This is a genomic window from Oceanobacillus sojae, from assembly GCF_007991515.1.
In the GTDB taxonomy this organism is placed as follows: domain Bacteria; phylum Bacillota; class Bacilli; order Bacillales; family Amphibacillaceae; genus Oceanobacillus; species Oceanobacillus sojae.
The window spans coordinates 246,224-258,745 of the sequence record NZ_BJYM01000001.1; the positions used below are offsets into that span (position 1 = coordinate 246,224).

Annotated in this window: 10 protein-coding genes, 1 pseudogene and 1 other annotated feature; of the genes and pseudogenes, 3 read left to right on the top strand and 8 right to left on the bottom strand. The window is 38.2% G+C overall.

Annotated elements, in window-relative coordinates; translation table 11 throughout:
- Nucleotides 1–19: 19 nt before the first annotated feature.
- The 5 genes and pseudogenes from radC to OSO01_RS01260 form a co-directional block, all read right to left on the bottom strand.
- Nucleotides 20–706: a RadC family protein gene (radC, locus tag OSO01_RS01245; protein ID WP_147207913.1), complete on the bottom strand. Its 687-nt coding sequence runs from the start codon at nucleotides 704–706 to the stop codon at nucleotides 20–22.
- Between the two features lie 279 nt (nucleotides 707–985).
- A pseudogene (locus tag OSO01_RS01250) lies at nucleotides 986–1,906 on the bottom strand (RNA-guided endonuclease TnpB family protein).
- Between the two features lie 139 nt (nucleotides 1,907–2,045).
- Nucleotides 2,046–2,216 (bottom strand): helix-turn-helix domain-containing protein, encoded by a 171-nt coding sequence (locus tag OSO01_RS24030; RefSeq protein WP_371863274.1) that lies wholly within the window; start codon nucleotides 2,214–2,216, stop codon nucleotides 2,046–2,048.
- Nucleotides 2,217–2,481: 265 nt separating this feature from the next.
- Nucleotides 2,482–3,348: an SPOR domain-containing protein gene (locus OSO01_RS01255; RefSeq protein ID WP_147207914.1), complete on the bottom strand. Its 867-nt coding sequence runs from the start codon at nucleotides 3,346–3,348 to the stop codon at nucleotides 2,482–2,484.
- Between the two features lie 129 nt (nucleotides 3,349–3,477).
- Nucleotides 3,478–4,734, bottom strand: a complete 1,257-nt coding sequence (locus OSO01_RS01260; RefSeq protein WP_186813511.1) for a bifunctional folylpolyglutamate synthase/dihydrofolate synthase — start codon at nucleotides 4,732–4,734, stop codon at nucleotides 3,478–3,480.
- A 267-nt stretch (nucleotides 4,735–5,001) separates the two neighbouring features.
- Here OSO01_RS01260 and OSO01_RS01265 point away from each other — a divergent pair, with 267 nt between their 5' ends.
- Nucleotides 5,002–5,898, top strand: coding sequence for an ATP-grasp domain-containing protein (locus OSO01_RS01265; protein WP_147207916.1), 897 nt, complete (start codon nucleotides 5,002–5,004; stop codon nucleotides 5,896–5,898).
- A complete protein-coding gene (locus OSO01_RS01270; protein ID WP_147207917.1) occupies nucleotides 5,895–6,749 on the top strand; it encodes an ATP-grasp domain-containing protein in 855 nt (284 codons plus the stop codon). Before OSO01_RS01265 ends, OSO01_RS01270 begins: the two co-directional genes overlap by 4 nt.
- A 26-nt stretch (nucleotides 6,750–6,775) precedes the next feature.
- Here the strand turns inward: OSO01_RS01270 and OSO01_RS01275 are convergent, their stop codons facing one another.
- A complete protein-coding gene (locus tag OSO01_RS01275; RefSeq protein ID WP_147207918.1) occupies nucleotides 6,776–9,421 on the bottom strand; it encodes a valine--tRNA ligase in 2,646 nt (881 codons plus the stop codon).
- A 51-nt stretch (nucleotides 9,422–9,472) separates the two neighbouring features.
- Nucleotides 9,473–9,717: a binding site (T-box leader), on the bottom strand.
- A 232-nt stretch (nucleotides 9,718–9,949) separates the two neighbouring features.
- Here OSO01_RS01275 and OSO01_RS01280 point away from each other — a divergent pair.
- On the top strand, nucleotides 9,950–10,138 hold the full coding sequence (locus OSO01_RS01280) for a YszA family small membrane protein (protein ID WP_147207919.1): 189 nt from the start codon (nucleotides 9,950–9,952) through the stop codon (nucleotides 10,136–10,138).
- Here OSO01_RS01280 and ysxE read toward each other — a convergent pair.
- Both ysxE and spoVID read right to left on the bottom strand, forming a co-directional pair.
- A complete protein-coding gene (gene ysxE / locus OSO01_RS01285) occupies nucleotides 10,135–11,133 on the bottom strand; it encodes a spore coat protein YsxE (protein WP_147207920.1) in 999 nt (332 codons plus the stop codon). The two genes, OSO01_RS01280 and ysxE, sit on opposite strands and share 4 nt — an antisense overlap.
- Before the next feature lie 163 nt (nucleotides 11,134–11,296).
- Entirely contained in the window at nucleotides 11,297–12,451 is a 1,155-nt protein-coding gene (gene spoVID, locus OSO01_RS01290) for a stage VI sporulation protein D (RefSeq protein WP_147207921.1), read from the bottom strand.
- Nucleotides 12,452–12,522: the final 71 nt, after the last annotated feature.

The following is a 12,522-nucleotide window of genomic DNA, read 5'->3' on the forward strand; positions in this document are numbered from 1 at the left end:
AATCTAAAATAGATAGTATTTATAAGTATCCTTTTTGTTTTAACGACACAAAGCGCTCATTCCCAATAACAAGATGATCAATAACCTCTATTCCAATTATTTTTCCTGATTCAACAAGACGCTTGGTAACAAGGATATCCTCCTGTGATGGTGTCGGGTCTCCTGAAGGATGATTATGACAAACTAAAACAGAGGCAGCAGAACGTCTGACCGCCTCGCGGAACAGTTCACGAGGATGTACTATTGAAGCATTTAAAGAGCCAATAAAAAGGGTTTGCCGATGAATGATTTGATTTTTTGTATTTAAAAAAAGAGCTACAAAATGCTCCTGTGCTAAATTACGCATCTCTTCCATAACATAATTCGCTCCATCTTCTGGAGAACGGATCATATAGGTATCTATCGACTTATAACTGCTGATTCTTTTTCCAAGCTCAATTGCAGCCAATATATTTAAACTTTTTGCAACACCTATCCCCTTAATAGCTGTTAATTCTTCTACCGTAGCATCCCTTAATAATTTAATACCTTCAAAATGCATAAGAATACGGTCTGCAAGCAGTTGAACAGGATCATTTTTAGAGCCGCTGCCAATTAATATAGATAATATTTCTTGATTGCTCAGCTTATCAGCACCATGCTTTAATAAACGTTCTCTTGGCCTGTCTTCCGTTGGTAAATCCCGAATAAAAATTGGTTTTCCCATGTTATCCCACCTTTCTTTTATCTATATCATACCGATACTAATCTTCTTCTACAAATTGGCAATTACTTATTTCTAAGCAATATCAGTAAGTTATAATTGATTTTTTCTAATAAGAAATTGGTTCTTTAAAGTCTTTTTACCAAAGCAAAAAAAGAATTTTATAAAAAAATCTTCTTTTCGTTATCTCTGAAAGCCTCTTGGACTACCCCACTTATCAACCTTATTAGTTGTTTGAAGTGGGAGATTCCTAAGAACACCAACCCATTGGTCAGTTATGGATTAGGCTATCCCCACAGTTCCTGCGGTTAATCGCAATGCTTCCTTACGAAGATTCCTGCTTGCGTTAACATCTCTTTGATGATGGCATTGACAGATGTCACATGTCCATGGACGCAAGGCGAGATTTTTAACGCTTTGGTTTTGATGTCCACAATGAGAACACAGCTGACTGGATGGATAGTTTTTAGCAACCTTAACAACCTGTTTTCCATACCAGGCCGCTTTATATGCCAGCATCGTTTGGAACGCAGACCAGGACACGTCGCTAATGGATTTCGATAGATTTCGATTTTTTAACATGGTTTTCACAGATAAATCTTCTATTCCGATGATATCGTGGTTTAGGCCAACATGATGTTGGTCATGCAAGCGTTGCCGCTAGACGCGGCGTTCTTAGCTTGCCTCCTTATCGGTGGAGATCTTATCTAACATATCTTTTCTTTTATTAGCAATTTTTTCATGAAGCCGGGCTACTTTTCGTTTTTGTTTCTGCCAATTTGCTGATCCTATTTGTCTTCTGGACAGAATTACCTGTGCTTTTGTGAGTTTCTTTTCTAATGTCCGGAAGAATCTTGTATTTCCATACACGGTGCCATCGGAAAGGGTTGCAAAATCCGTTAATCCGACATCGATGCCTACGCAGGTACCAGCCTTTTCATGAGGCTCAACTTCGGCTTCAACTAATATAAAAACAAAGTATTTACCGGCAGGGTTGCGTCGGACTGTTACATGCATCATACGGCCTTCCACTTCCAGACTTTTAGCCATACGAACAAGCCCTAGCTTGGGCAGCTTAATATGTTTATCGAACACGGCAATATTTCCATTGACATATTTCGTAGTATACGATTGAATAGGGTTCTTCTTAGATTTAAAACGAGGCGTCCCTATTCTGTTTCTTGTAATAACGGGTATAGGCATCGTTCACGTTTTCCACCGCTTTTTGAAGGGCAATGCTATCGACTTCTTTGAGGAAGGGATAGTTTTTCTTCAATTCCCGAACCGCTTTAATCGACTTATTTTTATTGAAAAATTCACCCTTCCAATTATTTTGAAGGAGCTATCCGTTTTGCACCATTTCATTCACCCTATACCAGTAAATATCTTTTTGTTTTTGTTTTCCTGTAAAATAGTTGTAGACAAAACGGGTACAGCCCATTGTCTTATGGATGAAAGCGATTTGGTTTTTGTTCGGATAGATACGAAAACGAAACACTTTTTTTACTTTCATGGTCCCTTCCCTCCTCCTGTCTATTATATCAGAAGAAGGACCGAAAAAGAACGCTTGTTCTGTTTATTTACGAGCAATTACTGCTCAAAAGCAATCTCTTGTCGGCAGGCGATTCACCTTTCCCTTATCGCTTCGATTAAAGCCTTCAAGCGCTTGAAGAGGGAGTCTTCTCGCCTGTTTTGATAAAAATCCCCTAAGGAAAGCTGGTGTTTGGGACCACGCTTTCCTTAGGGGATTTTATAAAACCTGCTATGCACGTTATCCGCTATAATTCATCATATACCTTCACCCAGTTTAATAATTGATAAGAAGAAGGTTTTCCCATCATTTCTGTTAAACTGGTTACTAATTCAGCTATCCTATCTGCCCCCTCAGGAGCCTTATCTACCAGTACGGTTATCTCTTCATCTGCAATCGGCTGATTTAAATCGGCCTGCTTGAGCTGTTCATCAAAAAAAGATTGAAACTCTGTTATCCAGGCACTTTCTGCTTCTGTCATTTCTATTTCTCTCGCTTCTGTACTCCATTTCTTCACATAAAGGTCAGCTTGATTATTAGCAAGTGACGCAGCAAGAGATTTTACTGCTTCTTCTGACGGACCAACTCCTGCCATCAGATAAAACTGTCCATCCTTTTCCAAAAATACAGTTGGAATATCCAAACTTGTTAAACTTTCTATTAAAGGATCGGCGTTTTCTAGTTCCGAAAAAATACCAGCCTGAATAATATATGTCTCTAGTGAATCTAGTGAACCCGTTACTATATCTGACTCTGCTTCTTCTTTTTCCGGCTGTGCAACCGGTGTAGTTCCCTGCGTCGGATTCCCAGCACTCGCAGGTGTATCAACCTGTACAAACATCCGGAAAAGAATAAAACCTATAATCGTTCCAACAAAAATAGCACTTACCCCGCTGACCAGGATAGCTTTCCATATTATATTTATTTTTCTTAGGGGCTTCCCTTTATTCATGCTGTTAACTGCTGATAGCGTTGAGAAGTCAGGTTCTTCTTGTTCATTTTCAACAGTTGCCGCAGATTCTGCGTCTACTGCATCTTCTTTGGAGGATGTTTTAACTTTATATGTCCAAGTACCTTTCGTATCATCTATCATATGTGGTTTTTGTTTTGTCATCAATCCGGCCCTCCAATGCTAGTATTGGTTTTACTCTAGCATAGCTCTTGTAAAAAGTAAGGCGAATTATGACATCAGCTTTTATAATCGTTCTACAATATTCTTTTTGTTCTTATCATTTTCTGTTATTTAATCTGATTCCTTCAAAGATTTAACAAAAGAACGGATTAAATCAATAAAATGGAATGATCCTGTTATCAGAACAGGCGCTGTAGACATTTTTATCTTATCTTCAATCCATGCCTGCCAATTTTCTACCTGCTCCCCTTTATTTTGCAGCGGATAATCTGTTAATGTAAGAGCCCTGGGATGTTCAAAAGAAGTTATATACAAATTTGGAAAAACATCTGCCAGCAATCTTTGCATTTCTGCTACATCCTTATCCTTGAAAGCGGCAAATAAAACCAGCACTTTTCTTCTTGGATAAATTGCTCTCACCGTTTTAATAAAAGCCTTTATTCCTTCTTCATTATGTGCACCGTCGACCAGAATAAATGGATTATCATGGATTTTTTCCATTCTTCCCGGTATCGTAACCTTTTGCATAGCATCAATCGATACACGCATATCCAAATGACCGAATCTATTCTTTAATACCTTTAAAGCTTGTATTGCTACGGAAGCATTGTGATGCTGATGTAAACCAATTGTCCGGAGTTTTACACGATATTTTGAAGCAAGGTTTTTCCATTCAAACTCATCAATCTGTAAATCTGTAATCGTGAAGTCCATCCCAAATCGATATAATACTGCTCTCTTTTCATTTGCTTCGTTGATAATAGGAATAAGCCCTTCCCCCTCCACCCCTGTTATAATAGGAGTAAATGGTTTAATAATCCCCGCTTTATGGGCAGCTATTTCCTCAAGTGTATTACCCAAAAATGCAGTATGATCTTTAGAAACTGTCGTAATAATTGATAAAATGGGGTTAATAACATTTGTTGTATCTTCTCTTCCTCCCATACCGGCTTCTACAATAGCTATATCTACATTCCTGGAAAAATATAAAAAAGCCAGCGCAGTGATAATTTCAAAGTGGCTCGGTGCCCTGCCATCCTTATCCATTTGCTGAATCACCGGTTTTATTTCTTGAAATAATGCAGTAAAAGCTCCCTCAGAGACTGGTTCTCCGTTATTAAGTATAAAGCCCGTAAGGCCTTGTAAACTAGGTGATGTAAAGGTACCTATACGATAACGATTTGCTCTTAATGCAGCTTGCAGAAAGGTACCTGTAGACCCTTTTCCATTTGTTCCGGCAATATGAATAGATGCAAATTTTTTCTCTGGATGATCTAAAGCTTTTAGCAAAGCCTCAATGCGATCTAAGCCCGGCTGTATACCAAGTTTCTGCCTTTCTTTAAAAAAATTAGTGATGTCTGAATGCATCTCTCTTTCCCCCTTCATCTATTTCATCGTATACTAATTATCACGGCATGAGTGTCCGTAATTCCGCCTTTTTCTTACAGTGTTATTATTTTTTAGGGTTTGGCGGAAAACGGCCTCTTCATCTCCTGATTGGTTCAGGCCAACACGATGTTGGTCACACAAGCGTTTTCGAAGGATTCGAAGACGTTAGCTTGTGTTCCTTGTTCTTATCGGGATAAACCATTCGTTAAATCAGGTTTCACTGTATCACAGAAAGGATGTTCTATTTTGAATTGTTTTGGCTGGATTATTATTAATGGAAGTATTGCAACAGACAAATTCCTGGACTATGCAGATATGATTAAAGATGCTGCTGCAAAGCAAGGAATTAATACAATCTGCTTAAAAAATGATGATTTAATAACTTTATTATGCCCGAAAAAAAGCACTGTGTCATCTATATCAAATAATGGTAAACTGCCTGACTTTGCTTTTTTTATTGACAAGGATATTTACTTAGCAAGACAGTTGGAACGGCTTGGAGTACGCGTATTTAATTCTTCAAAAGCAATTGAAATCAGTGATGATAAAATTTATACTTATCAAATGCTCGAGAAGCAGCAGCTTCCCATTCCTAACACCATCATTGCTCCTAAAAAATATCATGCAGAGAACCTTTCTTCCTGTTATATACAGAAAGTAATCGATTATCTCGGTTTTCCAATGATTGTGAAGGAAACATTTGGCTCCTTTGGAGAGCAGGTTCATTTAGTTCATAATAAAGAAAAACTAACCAGTGTTATCTCTCTGATTGGACAGCGCCCATTTTTATTTCAGACTTATATTGAGGAAAGCAGGGGGCGGGATATTCGCGTTCAAGTCATTGGCGATCAGGCAATTACAGCTGTGGAACGCCAAAACGGTCAGGATTTCCGGGCAAATGTAACGAATGGAGGAAAGATGCTCCCATTTACCATTAATGATAAAATAGAGAAGCTTGCCGTTGCAGCTGTAAAAGCAATCGGAGCGGATTTTGCAGGTGTTGATTTATTATTTGGACCAAATAACGAATGGTTGATTTGTGAAATAAATGCTAACGCACATATCCGAAATCTGTATGAATGTACAGGGATCAACGCTGCAGACCATATGATAGCATATATAAAAAAGGAGCTTTTCCAATGAATGGCTGGTTAATCTATACAGAAGCTGATTCCATACGAAATAAAAGTTATATTGACTGGTTTATTGATGAAGCCAAAAAGCAGTCAATTGAACTAACACTACTATTACGAGAAGATATTTCTATTGGTATTCGAAGAGATAAACAGATTATTAATACAAAAGGAAAAGAAGTCTATGCTGATTTTGCTGTTGTCAGGACAATGGATCCGCTTTTAAATAAGCAGCTGGAGCAGATGGGGGTTACTGTATTTAATAATGCGGTGATTTCAGAAACATTTAATCATAAGGCTCATGGATATCTAGCTATGCAGCAGCTGGGTATACCAGTACCGGAAAGCTATTTTTTTCACGGAAAACTTATTCCTTCCTCTTTGCCACTAAATTTCCCATTTGTTGCCAAAGCGGCTAAGGGCAAAGGTGGAAACCAGGTTACGATGATTGATAACCAGCAGGAATGGGAAGCATATCGAAAAAGCTGTACAGAGGATTTCTTATTACAATCTCCTAAAAATATTCAGCCCGGGAAGGATTTACGGGTATTTGTCATTAATAAAAAAATCATTGCTGCTGTTTTACGGTCTAATGCAAATGATTTTCGGGCAAATTATTCTCTCGGAGGAACAGCATCCTTGTACACTTTAAATAAAACCGAAATAAGAACCATTCAAAAGATTATAGATGCTTATGATTTTGGACTTGTCGGTATTGACTTTATGTTTACAGAGGATGGAAAACTTATATTTAATGAAATTGAAGATGCTGTCGGCTCTCGTACCTTGAGTATGCTGACTGATATCAATATTTTAGAAGCGTATATAAGTTATATAAAAGAAAAAATAGCTGTGCGATAATGTTTCCACACAGCTATTTTTTCATATTAATTTTTCAACTCTGCCAAACGGGCTTTTACTTTCGCCTGTTTATCCAGATAGTCTTTTTCTTTCTGCTTTTCTTCTTCTACTAATGCTTCTGGCGCTTTACTTATAAATCCTTGGTTAGAAAGCTTCTTTTGCACTCTTTCTACTTCTTTATTCCATTTTTTCAGGTCATTTTCCAAGCGGGCAATCTCTTTGCCAAAATCGATTAAGCCCTCTAATGGAAGGAAGATTTCTGCACCAGTCACCACAGAAGTCATTGCTTTATCCGGAACTGCGATATCCGTTGCAATTTGTAATGAGCCGGGATTACAGAAACGCTCTAAATATTCTCGGTTTTTCTCTAATTCTTGAACGAGCGCATTACTTTCCGCTGAGATAAGCATATCAATTTGTTTAGACATTGGTGTATCCACCTCTGCCCGGCTGTTACGAACGGATTTGATAATTGCAACTAAACGCTGCATTTCAGACACTGCCTCTTTATCATCATATTCCGGATTTACTTTCGGCCATTCACTGACGGTGATAGACGGTCCTTCATGAGGGAGCTGCTGCCAAATTTCCTCCGTGATAAACGGCATAAATGGATGCAGCATACGCATGGTCTGGTCTAAAACATGGGCTAAAACAGAACGAGTTGTCTTTTTCTTCGTTTCGTCTTCACCGTATAATGTCAGTTTTGCCATTTCAATATACCAATCACAGAATTCATCCCAGATAAAGTTATAGAGATGTCTCCCTGCTTCACCAAATTCATATTTATCGGCATTTCTTGTTACGTGATCGATTGTTTCATTCAAACGGGATAAGATCCATCTGTCAGCAACAGTTAAGTCTCCAGTTAAATCAATATCCTCATACGTGAATCCTTCCATATTCATAAGAGAAAAACGGGAGGCATTCCATACTTTATTGGCAAAATTCCAGGTAGACTCGATTCTTTCCCAATGGAAACGCAGATCCTGGCCAGGTGTTGATCCGGTCATTAAGAAATAACGCAGTGAATCTGCTCCATATTTATCAATAACATCCATTGGGTCTACACCGTTACCCAAGGATTTACTCATTTTTCTTCCTTCTGCATCGCGGATTAAACCATGCAGCAAGGTATCTTGAAACGGGCGTTCATTCATAAATTCTTTTGATTGGAAAATCATCCGGGATACCCAGAAGAAAATGATATCATAGCCTGTTACTAATACATTGGTTGGAAAATAACGTTTCAAATCAGCTGATTCCTCATTTGGCCAGCCCATGGTAGAAAATGGCCATAATGCAGATGAGAACCATGTATCTAATACATCTTCATCCTGTTCCCAGTTTTCGGCATCTGACGGAGCTTCTTTGCCTACATAGATTTCTCCTGTTTCTTTATGGTACCAGGCTGGAATCCGATGCCCCCACCATAATTGTCTGGAAATACACCAGTCACGGATATTGTCCATCCAGTTAAAATATGTTTTTTCAAATCGTTCTGGAACAAAATTAACTTTTTCCTCATCAGAATCCTGCATGTTTAAAGCTGCTTCTGCCAATGGCTCCATTTTTACAAACCATTGCGTTGACAAATAAGGCTCAACAACTGCACCGCTTCTCTCCGAATGCCCAACCTGATGTGGACGTTCTTCAATCTCAAATAGAACACCTGATTCCTGAAGGTCTTTGACAATTTGCTTACGACATTCAAATCTGTCTAACCCCTGATATTTCCCTGCATTCTCATTCATGGTTCCATCTTCATTCATAATAAGCACGCGCTCTAAATCATGGCGGTTACCGATTTCAAAGTCATTTGGATCATGCGCTGGTGTAATTTTAACCGCTCCAGATCCAAGCTCCATATCTACATATTCATCGGCAACAATCTGCATTTCTCTGCCTACAATCGGTAAAATAACCGTTTTGCCAATTAAATGCTGATAGCGTTCATCTTTCGGATGTACAGCTACTGCAGTATCTCCAAGCATTGTTTCCGGACGGGTTGTTGCAATTTCAATCGTTTCATCACTATCTTTAATCGGGTAGCGCATATGATAAAACTTACCCGGGATTTCTTCGTAAATAACCTCAATATCGGAGAGCGCTGTTTTTGTGGAAGGATCCCAGTTAATAATGTACTCTCCGCGGTAAATAAGTCCTTTTTCATAAAGACGGACAAACACTTCCCGAACGGCTTCAGATAAACCTTCATCCAAAGTAAAGCGTTCCCGGGAATAGTCTAATCCAAGTCCAAGCTTCTCCCACTGTGAGCGGATAAAGCTTGCATATTCTTCTTTCCATTCCCAAGATTTTTTAAGAAATTTCTCACGGCCAAGCTCGTAACGATTTGTTCCCATTTCTTTTAATTTTGCTTCTACCTTTGCCTGTGTTGCGATTCCTGCATGATCCATTCCAGGAAGCCACAGTACATCATAACCCTGCATGCGCTTCATACGTGTAATTGTATCCTGCATTGTTGTATCCCATGCATGCCCTAAATGCAAACGGCCTGTAACATTTGGCGGCGGAATAACAATAGAATAAGGCTCCTTTTCCGGGTCATCTTTTGCTTCAAAAAATTTACCATCTAACCAAAATTGATATCTTCCTTTTTCCACTTCTTGCGGATTGTATTTCGGAGGAAGCTGATTTTGTTTATCTGACATGTTAAAAACCTCCTTCATTCTTATGAAAACTAAAAAAACCCTTTCATCCTGATAAAGGACGAAAAGGTATATTTCCGTGGTACCACCTTTGTTTGCTTATAATTAAAAGCCGTTACAGCTTTTATAAAGCACACTTAAGGTCATGGATATCGGCTGACAACCGGAATCTCCTACTACATTTTCAGAGACTCTGCATCAGAGACGACTTCAAGAACAACCTTCCCAGGAAATTTTCACCGCATGATTTCCCTCTCTAAGAGCGTTTATTCTTTACTACTTCTCTTCCACGCATTCATATGTTTTCTTAGTAACATTTATTTTATCCTTTCCACCAGAGAACGTCAACTATATTTTCATATAATTACCGGTAAATAGGCATTTTCCCAGATAAAACTGTTAAGCAAACAAAAAAATTATCATAAAAAAGTGTATCTATATTATTGACACACTTTTCACAGGTTTATACATAACATATTATATCAAACTGCAGAAATCTATCCTTAATGAAATAAACTGGAGGGAAAAAATATGTCCCGTTATTATCGTTACCGTATACCGCCTTGGGCAAGAAAATGTATTTTTATTGTAGAGACCTGTATTACACCTATTTTGGTGTTTCAAATTATTAGAACGCTTTTAATACCTACAGCATTTGATATTTTAATACTGGCTGTATTAATTGGCCTTGCTCTTTCTTTTTACATGCAATGGATCTAATCTGGCTGTTCCTCCTTTGACTCATATGTTTCTTGTATAAAATCCACCCAGTTCATACCGAATTCTAAACGGCGAAATTGCTGTTGCAGCTCCTTCACCTGATTTACCATTGACTTTTTTGTGCGGCGGTTTGTATAATTTTTGAGCACACTTAAATAGGTTGATGGGTTAAGCAAATAGACAGAAATAAGATGCATTTCCTTCACAGTCAGATGATTTGTTTTTTGATAGACCGTAAATGCCTGCTGTATTGATTTCTCGGGCTGATTATAAGCACCCGTCAAGCCCCGGAAATAATGTGATAAATCACGTGCCGGATGCTCAAAACCGCCCGATTCCCAATTAATTAAATAACCGCCCTTTGAATGCGTGTCATCCACTCGCTGATGGCATAAGCTGGTGGACCATAAAATATCTGTTTCTTCCTCACCATAGATTTTTTCAAGTTTATCCTGCAGCAAACCTACAGCATGACAAACTCCTTTATAATGTGTGCAATAAAGAAGTTCAAATGGAGACATGTATTTTCTGCTTTCATAATCTGTAACACGATTATGCAGCAGATCTAAGGATGCTTTACAAAAGCTTTCAAAGCCTTGAAATGAATCTTTTAGACGATTTGATCTAATGCGGCTGGTCTGCCGTGTTTTTTTATGAATTTGCGCAAGCGTCTGTAGAGTTCTCTCTATATGATACGTAGAATCAGTTATTTCCGGAGCGTCAATCCAGGGTGATAAATAGTAATAAAAATTTTCTTCTTTATGAAAAAATGTATTATCCCTGGTCAAATACACAGGTAAGATTTCTGTTACATTTTGTTCACGAGCAATATGGTAGACATGCTGCCAATTTTCAATTGTCTGTTCAGTTAAAAAACTGCGCTTCAATGCATACTCCTGCATACCGTCAAATACCTTTACCACTCGTTCTGTCTGTTTTTCGATACTGACGGGGTAGATATGATATGCTTCCAGCACTTTTTTCCATAAATTCATCCCATGTCACCTCTTATTTAGAAGAACTTGAATTCGCTCGTGTTTTAGGCAAACCTGCTTCATTCTGTATTTGGTACAGTAACATCGTTACTGTTTTAAAACCTAAATTATGTAAAATCCCTACACAAATAAGCTTTTTTCTTATTTGTGCAGGTTTATTCATTTATTGATTTGCCGGAATATAGAGCAGCTGCCCTTCATTCACTTCATAATCTGCATCTAACTGATTATGCTTAATTAATTGCAATGGACTGATTGCAAACCGTTCAGCTATGGTATCAATTGTATCATTCTCCTGAACAATGCATAGCCGCATTCTTGCATAATGATTTTCTCCTGCTTCTCTGAAAATTTCGGATAATATGGATTCACTTTCTGCTCTTTCTTCTGATTTCTCCGTTTCCTCGCTCTCTGTTATCTCTTCATCTCTCGGTGTATCTTGATAAATTGTATCCTCTATATAATCAATTATTTCCGACTCATCTGTTATATCCCAGCCTGACTCTTCTTCTATATCTTCTTTTTCATCTGTCTCTTCTATCGATATAATGTCTTCAACCATTTCTAATTGTTCATCCATCTGTTCCTCATCATCTTTTTCTTCCTCTGAAACCTTTGCCTCCGATAGAGACTGAAAATATTCAGATAGAGGCTGTGATTTTATTTTCCATCTATCCGGGTCATCCTCTGCTTGCTTTTCCACTGTTGTTTGTTCTTCCGATACTGTTTGCTCTTCTTGTGCTGTTTTTTCTTCTGAAGTAGTTTGTTCATTACGTGTTAACGTTTCTTCAGGATGCTCAATTTCAAATGAAAATGTATCCCCTACCTGCTCTTGATCCGCTTCCTCTTCCTCCAGATCGTCCTCTCGAGGACGGTAGACTTCATCCTGTAAAATGCCATGTATTTCAACTGCAGCGGATATTTTCAAGTTATCTGGTCCTAGTAAATCATAATCAAAGGTTTCAATCTGTACAGTTACATCCTCTAAATTTTTCACCCGGTGAGGCGGCACAGATATATCTACAGGGAATTTATGTGTAAATAGATATAGACCGTTAACCTCCCGGATGCTCTCTACATAACGCTTTGCCTGAATCTGGTCAAAGTCAAGCACTTCTCCCTCTTCTTCATCAACATTTACTTTTTGGTATTCCCCTTGAAGCTCAATAGCACCGCGAATAGAAATATAGTTATCTAATGACTCGATTGTTATTTCTGGTTCAATGGAAATACCCCTGATTTCCTCTACTTCCTGTCCTTTTTCAAAAAACAGTGATTCTTCCAGTTCAAAAATAAATGAATTAGAATCTACTGACAAATGTATTCCTCCTCTCGCAAACAGTCCAGATGCGGATCATTCGTTATCAATTATATGATTTGGGACAGCGG